The organism is Rhodococcoides fascians A25f (assembly GCF_000760935.2).
Lineage (GTDB): Bacteria > Actinomycetota > Actinomycetes > Mycobacteriales > Mycobacteriaceae > Rhodococcoides.
The window spans coordinates 4008498-4022814 of the sequence record NZ_CP049744.1 but is presented as its reverse complement, the minus strand read 5'-3'; the positions used below and the strand labels follow the sequence as shown (position 1 = coordinate 4022814).

Annotated in this window: 15 protein-coding genes; 9 read left to right on the top strand and 6 right to left on the bottom strand. The window is 65.3% G+C overall.

The window, feature by feature from the left end:
- The first annotated feature begins 56 nt into the window (after positions 1–56).
- Both BH93_RS18715 and BH93_RS18710 read left to right on the top strand, forming a co-directional pair.
- Complete coding sequence (locus BH93_RS18715; RefSeq protein ID WP_037176435.1) at positions 57–743, top strand: HemK2/MTQ2 family protein methyltransferase; 687 nt, start codon at positions 57–59, stop codon at positions 741–743.
- Positions 727–1017 carry a CDGSH iron-sulfur domain-containing protein gene (locus BH93_RS18710; RefSeq protein ID WP_037176437.1) on the top strand — a complete coding sequence of 97 codons (291 nt, stop codon included), beginning with the start codon at positions 727–729 and terminating at the stop codon, positions 1015–1017. The genes BH93_RS18715 and BH93_RS18710 overlap by 17 nt, the downstream gene beginning before the upstream one ends.
- On the opposite strand, the gene BH93_RS18705 is transcribed toward BH93_RS18710, so the two are convergent.
- Positions 972–1967, bottom strand: a complete 996-nt coding sequence (locus BH93_RS18705; RefSeq protein WP_037177044.1) for an iron-containing redox enzyme family protein — start codon at positions 1965–1967, stop codon at positions 972–974. The genes BH93_RS18710 and BH93_RS18705 overlap by 46 nt on opposite strands.
- Positions 1968–2104: 137 nt before the next feature.
- Here BH93_RS18705 and BH93_RS18700 point away from each other — a divergent pair, with 137 nt between their 5' ends.
- Positions 2105–3286 carry a zinc-dependent alcohol dehydrogenase gene (locus BH93_RS18700; RefSeq protein WP_037176438.1) on the top strand — a complete coding sequence of 394 codons (1182 nt, stop codon included), beginning with the start codon at positions 2105–2107 and terminating at the stop codon, positions 3284–3286.
- A 61-nt stretch (positions 3287–3347) separates the two neighbouring features.
- On the opposite strand, the gene BH93_RS18695 is transcribed toward BH93_RS18700, so the two are convergent.
- Positions 3348–4301, bottom strand: coding sequence for a hypothetical protein (locus tag BH93_RS18695; RefSeq protein ID WP_037177046.1), 954 nt, complete (start codon positions 4299–4301; stop codon positions 3348–3350).
- Positions 4302–4512: 211 nt separating this feature from the next.
- Here BH93_RS18695 and BH93_RS18690 point away from each other — a divergent pair, with 211 nt between their 5' ends.
- Both BH93_RS18690 and BH93_RS18685 read left to right on the top strand, forming a co-directional pair.
- The gene (locus BH93_RS18690; protein ID WP_032404748.1) at positions 4513–4905 is read left to right on the top strand and encodes an OsmC family protein; all 393 of its coding nucleotides are present in this window, start codon (positions 4513–4515) and stop codon (positions 4903–4905) included.
- Between the two features lie 34 nt (positions 4906–4939).
- The gene (locus BH93_RS18685) at positions 4940–5776 is read left to right on the top strand and encodes a YihY/virulence factor BrkB family protein (protein ID WP_052065650.1); all 837 of its coding nucleotides are present in this window, start codon (positions 4940–4942) and stop codon (positions 5774–5776) included.
- Here BH93_RS18685 and BH93_RS18680 read toward each other — a convergent pair.
- From BH93_RS18680 to BH93_RS18665, 4 genes are all read right to left on the bottom strand, one after another.
- Positions 5724–6437 (bottom strand): CDP-alcohol phosphatidyltransferase family protein, encoded by a 714-nt coding sequence (locus tag BH93_RS18680; RefSeq protein ID WP_052065793.1) that lies wholly within the window; start codon positions 6435–6437, stop codon positions 5724–5726. The two genes, BH93_RS18685 and BH93_RS18680, sit on opposite strands and share 53 nt — an antisense overlap.
- 101 nt (positions 6438–6538) lie before the next feature.
- A complete protein-coding gene (locus BH93_RS18675; RefSeq protein ID WP_141215767.1) occupies positions 6539–6769 on the bottom strand; it encodes a hypothetical protein in 231 nt (76 codons plus the stop codon).
- 98 nt (positions 6770–6867) lie between these two features.
- On the bottom strand, positions 6868–9189 hold the full coding sequence (locus BH93_RS27985; RefSeq protein ID WP_242459007.1) for a glycosyltransferase: 2322 nt from the start codon (positions 9187–9189) through the stop codon (positions 6868–6870).
- Positions 9186–10172, bottom strand: a complete 987-nt coding sequence (locus BH93_RS18665) for a WcbI family polysaccharide biosynthesis putative acetyltransferase (RefSeq protein WP_080739246.1) — start codon at positions 10170–10172, stop codon at positions 9186–9188. Before BH93_RS18665 ends, BH93_RS27985 begins: the two co-directional genes overlap by 4 nt.
- A gap of 129 nt (positions 10173–10301) precedes the next feature.
- Here BH93_RS18665 and BH93_RS18660 point away from each other — a divergent pair, with 129 nt between their 5' ends.
- Genes BH93_RS18660 through BH93_RS18645 form a run of 4 tightly spaced genes read left to right on the top strand, consistent with a single transcriptional unit; the run spans position 10302 to position 14315 of the window.
- Positions 10302–11381: a hypothetical protein gene (locus BH93_RS18660; protein WP_037176441.1), complete on the top strand. Its 1080-nt coding sequence runs from the start codon at positions 10302–10304 to the stop codon at positions 11379–11381.
- Complete coding sequence (locus tag BH93_RS18655; RefSeq protein ID WP_037176443.1) at positions 11378–12487, top strand: glycosyltransferase; 1110 nt, start codon at positions 11378–11380, stop codon at positions 12485–12487. The genes BH93_RS18660 and BH93_RS18655 overlap by 4 nt, the downstream gene beginning before the upstream one ends.
- Positions 12484–13488 carry a glycosyltransferase gene (locus tag BH93_RS18650; protein ID WP_037176445.1) on the top strand — a complete coding sequence of 335 codons (1005 nt, stop codon included), beginning with the start codon at positions 12484–12486 and terminating at the stop codon, positions 13486–13488. The genes BH93_RS18655 and BH93_RS18650 overlap by 4 nt, the downstream gene beginning before the upstream one ends.
- On the top strand, positions 13485–14315 hold the full coding sequence (locus tag BH93_RS18645) for a glycosyltransferase family 2 protein (RefSeq protein ID WP_037176447.1): 831 nt from the start codon (positions 13485–13487) through the stop codon (positions 14313–14315). The genes BH93_RS18650 and BH93_RS18645 overlap by 4 nt, the downstream gene beginning before the upstream one ends.
- Positions 14316–14317: the final 2 nt, after the last annotated feature.

Here is a 14317-nt window from a genome sequence, read left to right as displayed (position 1 = left end):
GGCACACAGCCCGAGAGGGCACGTCTTGCGATGACGATCTCCGAGAGGACACCTCGATGACGACGGCGGAATTCGATACGTTCAGATCCACCCGTGCGGTTCATGCAGATCCCGGAGTGTATGAGCCGCAGGACGATTCATGGTTGCTGTGCGAGATGGCGTCGAGGGCCGGGGTAGTGCGCGGTGCCCGTGTGCTCGATATGTGCACCGGGAGCGGTGCCGTGGCGCTCGCTGCGGCGTCGTTGGGCGCACGTGAAGTGCTGGCGTTCGACATCTCGCCGCTCGCGGTGGCGTGCGCTCGTCGCAACGCAGCCGCCCTCGATGTCGATGTCGACGTCCGCCTCGGGTCGTTCGCGGACGCGTCGGTGCTCGAGCCGTTCGACGTGGTTCTGTGCAATCCGCCGTACGTGCCCTCGGAGGCGGTGCCCGAGGGTGTCGGTCCGCACCGAGCGTGGGACGGCGGCCACGACGGCCGAGTGGTGCTGGATCCGCTGTGCGATGCCGCTCACGACCTGCTCGTCCCCGGCGGGACCCTGATGGTGGTGCAGTCGGAGTACTCCGACCCTGCACGAACCGAAGCGATGCTGCGCCGTAGGGGCATGACGGTGTCCGTGGCCGCACGGCGATCGATCTCGTTCGGCCCGGTCATGACGGAGAGGGCTGCCTGGCTCGAGCAGGTAGGACTACTCGAAGCATCCCGTGACATCGAGGATCTGGTGGTCATTCGTGCCGACCGACGATGAGGGCGGTGCCGACGGCGACAACCATGGTCCCGCGGCGTCCACCACGAAACGCACCACCGTCCGCATCGTCAAGGGTGGGCCGATCGTCATCGACGGACCGGTCGACATCGAGTTGGACGACGGCACGCGAGTGTGTTCCGACCGATTCGCGGTGGCGGTGTGCACGTGTCGACGGAGTAAGAACTACCCGTTGTGCGACACCAGCCATCGCGCCAAGAAGAGGCCGGCTCAGTCGAGCGAGGACCGACCGGCGGACCAGCGCGACATCACGTGATCGGCGAGCTCGTTCTCCACGAAATCCAGTGCGCGCATTCCGAACACCACATCCGCCTCCAGTTCGGGCTCGTCGCGGAGTAGATTGCCGACGACATCGCGCCGAAGTACCTGCTCGTGCACCGCATCCGCCTCGACGTGCTCTGCGTAGAACGCAATGCATGCCTGGGGTGCCTTCAACCTCTCGAGGCCGTGTACGTACCGCTGTGAGCCCGGCGACGACGTGATCTCGGTGGCGGCAAGGTGTCCGACCGTGGCACCGCGGAGTCCTCGGTGCAGACCGAAGAGCGACATCAGGTTCACCCACGCCAGAGTCTGAGCGGGAACACGGTCGATGTATCCGAGGTACGACGCGTCGAGCTCGGCGGCTACCATGGAGTCGGCCCATAGTTTCTGGTGTACGCGATCACCCTTCCCGCCGCCGTACTCGTCGAATTCGACTGCCACGTAAGACGCTTTGGCCTGACCGGTCAACCGGGGGATGGCCCAGGCGTGCGGATCGGCTTCCTTCAAGTGGTAAACGGACCGATGCACGAAATACTCGCGCATCTGCTCCCACGAGCCCTCGTCGCGCAGGAACCACGACGGGCCGGTTCCCGAGGTCGCCTCGACGGACAGGGCGTCCATCTCTGCGGCCGCGTCGTGCCCTGGTTCCACGTGAGCCCGAACGTACTCGAGGAAAGCGGATTCGAGTGTTGCTCGCAGGCGAAGGAGATCGGGGTCCCACTCCCATGCGTCGGCGACACCGTCGAACCCGCGATAGTGCAATTCGTAGCAGATCAGCAGGGCGAGTTGTACGTCTCGCGACGTGGAATCGACGTCTGTCGGTGTCGGCACGATCCCGGTCGTTCCCGGTTCACCTGTGGTCAAGCACCGTACGACGGCTTCCGAAATCGGCCCGCACGGAACCGGCAGGACGGGGGAGCGTACGGCGGTCGGGCGGGCGGACAGAAGCTCGGTCATACCTGAGGCTACCCACCGCGGGCCGGTACCAATCGCAGTCCGCGCAGGTGTTTGTGAGCCGTCACAACCGGCAATCCGTTGTGCACGACATCGAACTTCGGTGTCGAATCCACCGGAAGGACCTCATGCGCGCAGTCACCTGGCAGGGCAAGAGAAAAGTCAGCGTGGACACGGTTCCCGATCCGCAGATAGAGCAGCCGACGGACGCGATCGTCAAAATCACGACCACCAACATCTGCGGCTCGGATCTGCATTTGTACGAAACTCTCGGTGCCTTCATGGACGAGGGCGACATTCTGGGCCACGAGCCCATGGGCATCGTCGAGGAAGTCGGTTCGCAAACCGGTGATCTGGCAGTCGGTGACCGCGTCGTCATCCCGTTCCAGATCTCCTGCGGACACTGCTACATGTGCAATTCGAGTCTGTACACCCAGTGCGAGACCACCCAGGTTCGCGAGCAGGGAATGGGCGCAGCACTGTTCGGCTTCTCCAAGCTCTACGGGCAGGTGCCCGGCGGACAGGCCGAGTACCTTCGTGTCCCGCAGGCGCAGTTCACGCACATCAAAGTTCCCGAAGGACCGCCGGATTCACGATTCGTCTACTTGTCGGACGTGTTGCCCACCGCGTGGCAGTCCGTGGAATACGCTGCGATTCCCGAGGGCGGATCGGTGACGGTGCTCGGTCTCGGGCCCATCGGAGACATGGCCGCTCGCATCGCCCAGCACAAGGGTTTCCGAGTGATCGCGGTCGACCTCGTTCCCGAACGGCTCGCCCGCGCAGCAGCGCGAGGAATCGAAACGGTGAACCTCGCCGAACACAGCGGCGGCGTCGGCGACGTGATCCGGGAGATGACCCACGGCAGAGGAACCGACTCCGTCATCGATGCCGTGGGCATGGAAGCGCACGGATCACCGGTCGGCAAGATGGCGCAGCAGATCGTCGGGATGCTCCCGGACGCCGTTGCTGCTCCGATGATGCAGAAAGCCGGTGTCGATCGCCTCGGTGCGTTGTACTCGGCCATCGACATCGTTCGCCGCGGCGGAACCATTTCGATCATCGGCGTATACGGCGGCATGGCCGATCCGCTACCGCTGATGACCATGTTCGACAAGCAGATTCAGCTGCGAATGGGGCAAGCGAACATCAAGAGGTGGGTCGACGACATCATGCCGTTGCTCGGTGACGACGACCCTCTCGGCGTCGATTCGTTCGCAACGCACGAGTTGTCGCTCGACGATGCCCCGCACGCGTACGAGTTCTTTCAGAAGAAGCAGGACGGTGCCATCAAGGTTCTGCTGAAGCCGTAGGGCTTCGAATACAGCGATGCGGCCCGGAAAATCACGGGCCGCATCGGTATTCGCAGAAGGATCAGTCGACTGAGATGACGTCCTTGGCGATTGCTGCCACGCGCGTCTGTCCTGCGGACACGACTCCGTGGCGGTTCTTGTGTGCCTCTTCGTACGTCACGACGGTGCGAACGTCGGTCGGGTTGCTGAGGTCTTTGATGGCGGCGACGGCGTCCGAGACGTTGAGATCGTCGTAGTCCGCGATCGGCAGCTCGTCGGCATCGAGAGTTCCGCTGGCAGAGCGAGCAGTGTGGATCGCGTCGGCGACAACATCGACGCCTTCGCTGCGGGTCACGTCCTCGGCAGCCTCGAGTGCTGCATCGCGGCTCGCGGTGAGTGTCTTGACTGCGACGTCACCGGCATGTGCACCGCGGCCCAGCAGTGCGCTGAGGCGGTCCGGGGTGGCGCGAGCTGCATCCAGTGCGCGGTCGAGGCCTCGTGCCGACCACGTTGCCGGTGCGTTGACGATCTTGACCGCGGTACCTGCGGCGGCCTGGAACGGGGTGCGGCGCAGTGCTGCGGGTCCGCCCAGAGCGTCCTCGGCAAGTACCGTCTCGAGCCACTCGACCGTGGCGGTGTGAGCGGTGGCCAGCCTGGTGGCCAGTGCAACCACGGACGGCTCGTTCGCTGCCGTTGCCAGTGCCTTGATGTACTTCGCTCGGCCCAGCAGTTGCTGCTCGAGTGCGAGGTCACCCAGCAGGGCTTCGTCGAACGGCTGAGCCTGTTCGGCGACCGCTTTGACAGCAGCGAGTGTGCGTCCCAGGAACGGTGACACGAGATCGGGCAAGCCGCCGAGACCACGAAGGGCTTCCTCGATGGCTGCGGCGCGATCCCGGCCGTTCGCGGCATTCTGGGCCAGTTCTCGACGAACCGCCTCGGTGCGCGCCTGAACGACGCGAGTTTCCGCGATCTGGATTTCCGTGTTCGTCAGCTGCAGCGCGACGCGCAACTGAGCGATCAGTGTGGATGTGCTCATGGTGCTCCCCTTTCGGTTGGTGATCGATTCCCTGTGGCCGATGCCTGCGGGTCGCAGCGTGATGCTCGGCCCTGTACCGGTCATTACCCGTGGGTAGGTTCGGTCAAACAGGAGTCGCGGATGTGTGAACAGGGACACGTGCGGACGGATGCGCGGAATGATCGCGACGTACGCCGGTTTCGATCGCGCACCGAGTGGACATCCGTGATCGATGAACACCGAGCTCTACACAGCAACCGTTTCCGCCACCGCGACCGGCGTCACGTCCGACGACGGCGTCCTGTCGCTCGGTGTGCGCGAACCCCAACAACTCGGTGGCCCCGGCGAACGCACCAACCCCGAGCAACTCATGGCCGCGGCCCTGTCGAGTTGCCTGGTCGAGTCGTTGCGCATCGCCCTCGGAACAGTGGGCGGCAGTGTCGACGACCTGGCTGTCAAAGGCAAGGTCGTTCTGACCGACTCCGACGCATCCGGGTACGACGCGAAGTTCTCTCTGGCGGTGTCGCTGCCGGGCACGGACAATCCCGAGGCGATCCTGGCGCAGGCGACGTCGATCTGCCCGTTTCTCAAGGTGATCGACGGAGTGGACGTAGTCCTCGAATGACGCCGCGTCGGCATTCTGTGGCACATTTCCAGCCGTGACGACAATTCGTACGCGGGCGATTCGTAGCCTCGGCGCCATCAGGGCAGGGTTCGCCCGTGAGGACACCACTCTGATCGCAGGCGGACTCACGTTCTACGCCGTCATTGCCGTTGTGCCGCTGCTACTGCTCACGATTCGCGCCACAGCTCTGCTGGTATCGGCGGAGTGGGTACGGTCCGGGTTCGATGCGGTGTCGGCATTGCTGCCCGATGCGCTCGGTGCCCGGGCTGCGGTCGACGGATTGGCCACCGCCGGAATCGAACTCGGTCCGCTCGGGGTCCTGATCTCGATCTTTCCCGCGACGTTCTACGGGGAAGGCCTACGCCGGGCGATCGTCCGGTTCGCTCCGACCCGAGAATCGTTCACCGGCTGGCGTGGACGACTGGCGATGGTGCCGTTCTTCGTCGCAGCCCCGGTGCTGCTGGCCGGCGTGCTCAGCGTTGCGCGGCTGCTCGAAGCAACGACCGGCAACGGCGGGATCGGTGCAATGACGCTGCGCGTGTTCCTCGGTTTCAACTGTCTGTGGCTGATTCTGTCGGTTCCCCTTGCGTGGACCTACCGAGTGATTGCTCCACGGGCGGTGGGTTGGCGGGCGTTGGCCGTGGGATCGTTGGTCACCTCGTCCATCGTCACCGGGTTCGTGCACGGATTCATTCTGTTCCTGGCGATTCCGGTGGACCTCGGCGCGCCGTTCGGTGGCCTCACCGCGATCGGCGGGGGCGTGGCAATCATGCTGTGGATGTTCGTGTTCCACATCTTGGCGCTCGCAGGCTGGCTGGTCACCGCGGAGTTCGATCTGCCCGGCGATGCAGCCCGAACATCAACTGAGTGAAGCCGAGGACGGCCAGTGTGCACGTCACGGAGATACCGATCGTCGCCGATGTACCGGCACTCGCCGGAGCGGCACCGGCAACGGTGGCAGTGACCGCGGCAGCGATGACTCGGGACGGGCGCTCCCATACCGTCAGAAATCCGACGTCGGGTATGCCGGCCCCGACTGCCCGGGCTCGGGCCATCTCGTGCAGGAGGGTCGTCACCCCGACCGCGACGACAAGAGGCATCGGGGCTCCCAGCGCAAAGCCGCTCGCAAGCAACAGCAGATCGCTGCAGCGATCTGCGACCGTGTCGAGCAGATAACCCCACTGTGATTGGGATCGACCGATCATCGCGACGCCGCCGTCGATACTGTCGAGCAGGCCCGAGAGAGCAATGAGCACAGCGGCGACCAGGGGGGCCGAGGTGCCGGGCCGAGACAGAGCGACCGCCGCCCCGGCCACGACGACGGCGGTGCAGGTGACGGCATGGGCGGACACGGAGGCACGAACCAGCGGGGCGCTCAGCGTGTAGACCACTCGGAGCCACCATCTGACCAACACCGACGAAGACGGATCGATGCCGTTGTGCAGCGTCGACCACGTCGACAGGTATTCGTCGCGAGTCGCCGGACGAACCGGGGAATCCCGCTGACTGGACACACTGCGCTGACTGACCATCGACGATCCTTGCTCGGCACCCGATACGAGGGACCCGACGAGCATCCGAACTGGAGGGTGTACGTCGAGACTTCAATCCCGAGTACCCGTCGCCGGCGTTCTCAATCGGTGTCGGAGTTGCTCTCTCGTCTGCGGGCCTTCAACCGAGAAACCTTGACGCCCGCGGCGACGAGCACGATCAGCCATCCCGAGATCAGCACCCCGCCACCGACAAACGCCGCGCGGCGCAACGGGTGGGTGTCGGCATAGACGTACCCGACTGTGCCCCATAGCAATGCAACGAAGGCGATGATCGCCATCATGCAGATCATCGAATACAGCGTTCTGTTCATCTTCATCCGACCTTGCTCTTCACTTCGTCCCGACGAGCCTAGACTCGTACTTTCCATCGATCTTCATTGAATCGTTCGCTCCGACACGGCATTACCCGTCACCAGGCCAGGTTCGGCTGCTGCTCGCCGATCGACAACCCGAATTCGACACCTGTGCGGTGGTTGTGGCCGAACAATGCGTCGGCCACGTCCTCCGGTGTGCGCTCCAGGGCCGCTGCCCACCGCGCCGCACGTGCATTCGAGCGCGAAGTGCTGAATTCGACCACTCCCGAACCCCCGACGTCCACTGTCATCCGATCGGCCCCGGTGGCGAGCAGTCGACGCAGAGCGTGCTCGCCGAACAGCACCGGGCCGCGTACGTGCACAACGGCGTGGCTGCGGCCGGTGTCGCTCGGTTGCCCCTGCTTCACTCGCGGATCGACGTCGCCCCACGGCCGTCGCAACTCGGCTGCGTCGGTGCCGTGAATCCATACGACGCAATCTCGTTCGCGCAGAACGGATCCGACGGTGTGCAGTAGAGACGCCGAGGTGTGTCCTGCGGAATCCACGACCACAACGATCTCGGGCACGGCGTAGAGCAGACCGTGGGTGCGCGCCGCCGGGTCGGTGATCCGCGAGGCCAACATCATGGCCTCCATGTTCTTGCGTTCGCGGTCTCCGCCCGTCCGCTCGGCCCATTCCGGCCCGTCGTGCCAGGCGACTGCGCGCGGCAGGTGTGCCAGGACGGCTCCGGCGTCGTAGGCGCGGTGCGCGAAATCCCAGTCCTCGCCGCCGTATCCGACGATGCTCTCGTCGAACCCGCCGATCTCCGTGAAGAGCTGCCGGGTACACGACATGACCGCGCTGATGATGTACCGGTACGAGCGCCGATCGGCGTCGAGCAAGTCACGCGAGTGCGCATATCCGTCTCGGAGCCAGAGCGGTTCCGTCAACTCGTGCGGTCCGGCCGATCGCCCGCCGAGCCACTCCGCCACATCCCTCGAGGTCCAGCCCTCCAGATCGGCGTGCCGTCGACGTCCCACGGCGAGGCCGTCGGGCAGGGCCGCGAGCAGCTGGGCCGATTCCACGATGTACCCGGGCTCGGGAACGGTATCCGCGTCGAGAAAACACAGAATCTCGCCCTGGGCGACCGACGCGCCGAGATTGCGGGCCGCTGCCGCACGAAAGCCGAGGTCGGATTGGCGTATCACGGTGATGTCCAGCGCGGTGCGAAAGGCATCGACGTCGGGCGCTACGGGGGACCCGTCGTCGGCCACGATCACTTGGATGCGAGAAGCCGGATACGTCTGTTCGGTCAGCGCGGTCAGAACGAACTCCAACCGGCGTTGTTGCTCGAAGTACGGAATCACCACCGACACCGACGGGTTCCGGTCGACGGGTGGCACCAGGTCCCACCGATTGTCCGGTACCACCCAGCGCCCATCGGAGAGCTGCTGCGCCGTCGGCACGCTCTGTTCGCGAAACAGTGCGGAATACAGCGCCGCTGCCTGGTGGAGTGTCGGATAGGAAGTTACGCCGGGTTGCTGCCAGGTCTTTTCGGGATGATCCAGCGCCTCGATCATGGCGGCAGCGAGGCCGTCGACGGAGTTCTCGTGGATCCAGAGTGTCCCCGGAGAATTGGCCTCGATCTCCTCCACGTACCGACCGCGGGGGACCAGCGGCCTACGGCCTGCCGCGATCCAGGAGTTGATGGAACCGGATGCCGACAGGTGCCGGTGGAACGCGACGGGTATCGCGATCGACCGAAGGAGTCCGTCGAGGTCGGCGTCGGGAACGAACCCGGTGGAGCCGAACGAACGGCCGAGTCGAGCCGCGGCACAGGCGAGTTCGTCGATCATGGTCTCGTGGCCCGGCGACGCGGATCCGATCGACAGCAGGTCGACAGCAGTGTCGAGAGATCTCATGGCCTGCAGTACTTCCTCGTGCCCCTTGCCCGGGTACACGAACCCCAGTACGCCGACGACGTTGCGCACGGCGTCGCGCGGTCCGGGTTCTGCTGTAGCACTGTGGATCGGCAGCGGAATGACGCGAGTGTCGATTCGGTCGTGCGCTACGTCGTCGAGCAGCAGCCGCTCGTGCATGCTGGAGACGACGACTGCAGACACGCAGTCCATTACCCGCCGATAGCATGTCGTTCGCGCTTCGAACGCGGTTCCATCCGAGGCCTGCGGGATGTCGTGCAGTGTGACGGTGATCGGAGCTCGGTGCCGTCCCACCGCGGAGACGAACACGTCTGCGGCCTCACCCGCGGTTCGGCCGAACAGCCGGTCGGTGAAATGCACGTGTATCGGAATGTCGACGGGCAGATCTTCGAAGCTCGAGATCACCGGACTGGCTGTCGCAGAGGCCAGTTCGCGCGCGCAACGAGTCACTCCGTGCTCAGGAGGGCCGATGACCAGATGGTGCACAGGCTGGGTCACGGCACCAGCTCCAGGATGCGAATCAGTTCCGAGTGCCGCTGCAGCGCCGCACCGACGAATTCTGGATGGGCTGCATACCAACGCAGATGGGCACGGTGCACCGAGCTCGGAGAATGCGGTGTGCCGTCCACCGTCCACTCGGGCCGTGGATCGCCGTCGAGACCGAGTGCTTCGAGTACTCGTCGCTCGACCGGTGCCCGGACGCCACCGAGCAATTCGCGGCCCGGATCCGCGGCGGTGCAGCCGGTGCCGAGCTGGTCCAGAATCCGCTGCGCCAGCGCAGTCAACACCACATTGGTCGCATGATTGATCGTGTGGGTGGCAGCGCGCCCGGCATCGGCGAACAGGTCGGACGCTGCGATGTCGGTATCTCGGCTCTCGCGCCGACGCAACTCGTCGAGGCTCGACTCGGCTGCGTGTCGGAGACCGTCGTCCGAGACGGAGCGGTCCCAGTCGTCGTCTTCGCCGAGTCCGCACTCAGCGGCAAGTATCGTGCGCAGGTCGTGGTACGGCACCAGGCTCGGAACGGCGGCAGGATCGCTCGGATGTCGAACGATCACCTGAAAGGGATGCAGCCCTGCATATCTGAGCACCGGCCATCGCACGACGGTGGCGTCGGGCGGCAGGGTCTCGGCAAGATCGGGTACCCCGAGCGGTAGCGAACGATAGCCGGCCCGAACCGGTTGCGTGAGAAGGACCGACGCCTGGCGCACGAGCCGGTCGACATAGGGCAAGTCCGAGGACTCGAGCTCGTGGACGGGTGGTACGCGCACCGTCCGCAGCGGCATGGCCGGATCGGAATCGAGGAGAATACGCAGTGCCTCGGCCTGACAATTTCCCCAGACCAGAAGGAGCGGCCGGTCGTCGTGTTCAGGGGCGTCACGGCCCTGTTGTCGTTCGGCTACTTCGTAGAATTCGCCGTAGTGGCGGGTGCGCCCGTCCATGATTGCCCCGACGTCGTGTGCTCGTTCGTAGTGGACCATTTCCTCGTCAACGTAGCCCCGGAAGACCTGCTGCGCCAACCCCGATTGAACCCTGACGAAAGTGGGTACTGGACACGTATCGCGTGTCGGGACCAGGCACGATTGCCCTGCCTGTACCCGAAGGATGTCATGATTCGTGTTGCCTCGGTTCCGTCCTCGCACGTCTACGTTCAGCACCTGCTGCCGGTGCTCGGCGACGGTGCGGTATCCACCCTCGAATCCGTCACGTTGCTACCCGACCCTCCACCCGTCCGCGTGGATGTACCCGGGCAGTGGTGGCCGCCGCGGCTTCTCGATGCACAGTGGCTCGCCGAGCAGACCGACGTCCAGTTCGACGTTCTGCACGTGCATTTCGGGTTCGAGTCCTTCGGTCCCGAAGAGCTCGCTCGCACCGTCGAACACCTACGTGTCCACCGTCAGGCGTTGGTTCTGACCGTCCACGATCTGCACAATCCCCATGTCGCCGACAACACCGATCATCTGCGGCAGCTGGATGTCCTGGTTCGCGGAGCCAGTGCGGTGATCACCCTGACCGAGGGCGCGGCCGCCTGGATCCACGACCGGTGGGGGGTGCGCGCGAGCGTGGTGGAGCATCCTCACGTGGTGCCGCTCGAGCGAATGAACTGCGCCCGCCCCCGGTCGGAGTCGTTCGTCATCGGTGTCCACGCCAAGAACCTACGATCCAACATGGACCCGCTGGCGGTGATGGACGCGGTGATCGAGGCCGCGAGATCGCTGCCCGACGCGACGGTTCGGTTGGATATCGACCAGGATGTCTTCGAGTCCACCAGTCACTGGTACAGCCCCACGGTCGGCGCAAAGCTGTTGGATTACAACACTTTTCCCGACGTCGATGTGCGGGTGCACCAGCGGTTCGACGACGATGCGCTCTGGAACTATCTCACCGAGATCGACGTGTCGTTGCTGCCGTATCGATTCGGCACCCACTCGGGCTGGCTGGAGGCGTGCCGCGATCTCGGGACGGCCGTGGTCGCGTCGGACTGCGGCTTCTATGCGGACCAAGCCCCGGTGCACAGCTTCCGAATGGGAATCGACTCTTTCGATGCGGCCGGCCTCGTTGCGGCCGTGCAGGCAGCGCACGACGATCGAACGCCCGCACTCGATCCCGGCGTCCGAGCGAAGCAGAGACGAACGATCGCAGAAACCCACGCAGCAATCTATTCAGCAGTGACAAAGGAGATGCGTTGAACGAGAACCCACTTCGCATCGCGGTGCTGGCGTCATCGAGTTTTCCGGTGGCCCAGCCTTTCGCGGGCGGTCTGGAGGCACATGTCTACAACCTGGTGCGTGCGCTCACCGAGCGCGGGCACCAGGTGAGTTTGTTCGCAGCGGACGGCTCGAGCGTCGATCTGGACGCGACGTTGCTACCGGTCCGAACACTGGATCTGACGCCGATATCCATTGCCGACGTCGCGATCACTCCGACCGCGATTCGCGAACACCACGCCTATCTTGCGGTCATGATGGAACTGGCAGGGACGTTGTCGGAGTCTTTCGACATCGTGCACAACCACAGCCTGCACTACCTGCCGCTGGCTATGTCCTCGACATTGTCGGTGCCGATGGTGACGACTCTGCACACACCGCCGTTCGCATGGTTGGAGTCGGCCGTGGCGCTGGCCCCTGCCGGAGCCAACACCTTTGCCGCGGTCAGTGAGTTCGCAGCCTCGCAATGGGCCGATGTCACTACCGGCACCGTCGTCATTCGCAACGGAATTTCGTTGGAGGAGTGGCCCTTCGGCAGTGGTGGCGATTACGTGGTGTGGTCCGGCCGGGTCGTTCCGGAGAAAGGACTGCACCTGGCCATAGCCGCTGCGAAGCAAGCAGGACGCTCGCTGCGCATCGCGGGTCCGCTGAGTAACCTCGACTACTTCCATGACGTCGTCGAACCGTTGCTCGACGAGGACATTCGCTACGTCGGTCACCTCGACCAGCCTGCGTTGGCGGCGTTGGTGGCCGGCGCCGAGGTCGCGTTGGTGTCGCCGGTGTGGTCCGAGCCGTACGGCCTGGTGGTGGCGGAAGCGCTGGCCTGCGGCACTCCCGTCGCAGCGTTCGCACGAGGCGGCATTCCGGAGATCGTCGACGCGTCGTCGGGCGTACTCGTACCGGCCGACGATGTTCAGGGCCTCGCCGCGGCGATCCCTCGGGCAGCCGCTCTGAAGAGAAGCGACGTCAGGGCACGCGCCGAAGCGGTGTGCTCGATGGATCGGATGGTCGACGAGTACGAGGCCCTGTACCGCTCGACGCTCCAGGCGGTCGCAGGCCCGGTCGACGATCGGCTCGCGATCGCATGATCGGCTATTACGCGCACCATCACGGGGTCGGTCATGTCACCCGTGCCGACGCCATCGCACGCTCGATGTCGGAACCGATGACCGTTCTGTCCTCGAGGCCTCGACCTCCGGGGCATGCGGCGGCCGAGTGGCTCTCGCTACCCTTCGATGTGGAGGAGTCCACAGACGTTGTGGCACAGGATGGTTCTGCGGGCGGAGTGCTTCACTGGGCACCGCACGACGTGGACGGTCTGACCGAGCGGATGGCGATCGTCGCGCAGTGGGTGGCGCGTGAGAAACCGTCGGCGGTCGTGGTGGACGTATCGGTGGAAGTGGCGATGTTCCTGCGCCTCATGGGAGTTCGGGTGATCGTCATGGCAATCCCGGGGGAGCGCACCGATCCGATCCACGGTCTGGCCTACCGGGCAGCGACACACATCCTCGCGCCGTGGTCACGCGAGGTCTACGACCCCGGTTGGCTGCTGCCGTACGCGGACAAGACGACGTTCTCGGGATCGATCAGTAGGTTCGCCGGACGCGAGCGAACCTCGCGTTCGGGCGATCCGACGGTTGTGGTGTTGGGTGCGGCAGGCGGTACGTCGCTCACCCGCGATCTGGTGAACTCGTGGTCCGCGGTGGACGACCGCTTCGAGTTTCGCGCCCTCGGCGTCGCAGGCGGAGATTGGATCGACGACGTGTGGCCGGTGCTGTGTTCGGCCGCTCTCGTCGTCACACACGCCGGGCAGAACGCCGTCGCCGACGTCGCTGCGTCGGGTGCGCCCGCCGTCGTCGTGCCGCAGGTCCGGCCCTTCGGGGAGCAATCGGCCACCGGACGGGCCCTGGCCGACGGGTCGATCGCCGAGGTGCTCGATACATGGCCGTCCGTAGCTCGGTGGCACACCGCAGCGGATCGCGCCCTCGATCTCGGGGGTGCCCGGTGGTCGGCACTGCACACCGATGGTGCCCCCGAGAGAGCCGCCCGGGCCATCGAACAGTCAGTACCTCGACGGAGTCGGCAGTGAAGATCGCGGTCGTCACCGTGGTGGCCGGCCGACACGAGCACCTGGGCGCTCAGGTGCGCGGTCTGCGACGGACCACCGCGGAACAGGTCGACCACATCGTCGTGTCCATGGGAGACGACGCAATTGCCGACGTACTCACCCGGACCGGTTCGGCCGCCACATGTCTCGAGATCCCCGTGGAGGGCGCGCTACCGCTGGCCCGTGCGCGCAACCTCGGCGCTGCTGCTGCAGTCGACCGCGGCGCAGAGTTGTTGGTGTTCCTCGACGTCGACTGCATCCCGGGGCCAGGATTGTTGGAGCAATACCGTTGTGCGGCAGCCGCTCCGGGTAACGAACGATCCCTGCTGTGCGGTCCGGTCACCTACCTGAAACAACGCGACGTCGGTACCGAGGGTCCGGCTCTGGCGGCACTGACCGCGCCACATCCGGCGCGCCCGAATCCGCCGGCCGGAACCGTCGCACACGGGGACAACTTCGACCTCTTCTGGTCGCTGTCCTTCGCCGTCACCACGCAGACCTGGACCGAACTGGGTGGTTTCTGCGAGGACTACACCGGCTACGGCGGCGAGGACACCGATTTCGCTGCCACCGCGGTGGCGTCGGGCATGGGGTTGCGGTGGGTGGGCGGGGCGCATGCGTATCACCAGTGGCATCCGGTCTCCGATCCTCCGGTGGAGCATCTCGACGACATCGTTGCCAACGCGCGCAGGTTCTTCGATCGATGGGGTCGGTGGCCGATGGTCGGTTGGCTCGACGCGTTCGCGGCCCGCGGTCTCATCGAGTTCGGCGACTCCGGGATTCGGCAAACATCCGGTCACGTCGCCTAGGC

What these genes read in the sequence shown, in the direction of transcription:
- BH93_RS18660 (WP_037176441.1), top strand. Translation starts at nt 10,302, where the DNA reads ATGATTCGTGTTGCCTCGGTTCCGTCCTCGCACGTCTACGTTCAGCAC.
- BH93_RS18675 (WP_141215767.1), bottom strand. Translation starts at nt 6,769, where the DNA reads ATGAACAGAACGCTGTATTCGATGATCTGCATGATGGCGATCATCGCC.
- BH93_RS18695 (WP_037177046.1), bottom strand. Translation starts at nt 4,301, where the DNA reads ATGAGCACATCCACACTGATCGCTCAGTTGCGCGTCGCGCTGCAGCTG.
- BH93_RS18680 (WP_052065793.1), bottom strand. Translation starts at nt 6,437, where the DNA reads ATGGTCAGTCAGCGCAGTGTGTCCAGTCAGCGGGATTCCCCGGTTCGT.
- BH93_RS18715 (WP_037176435.1), top strand. Translation starts at nt 57, where the DNA reads ATGACGACGGCGGAATTCGATACGTTCAGATCCACCCGTGCGGTTCAT.
- BH93_RS18690 (WP_032404748.1), top strand. Translation starts at nt 4,513, where the DNA reads ATGAACACCGAGCTCTACACAGCAACCGTTTCCGCCACCGCGACCGGC.
- BH93_RS18665 (WP_080739246.1), bottom strand. Translation starts at nt 10,172, where the DNA reads ATGGTCCACTACGAACGAGCACACGACGTCGGGGCAATCATGGACGGG.
- BH93_RS18700 (WP_037176438.1), top strand. Translation starts at nt 2,105, where the DNA reads ATGCGCGCAGTCACCTGGCAGGGCAAGAGAAAAGTCAGCGTGGACACG.
- BH93_RS18650 (WP_037176445.1), top strand. Translation starts at nt 12,484, where the DNA reads ATGATCGGCTATTACGCGCACCATCACGGGGTCGGTCATGTCACCCGT.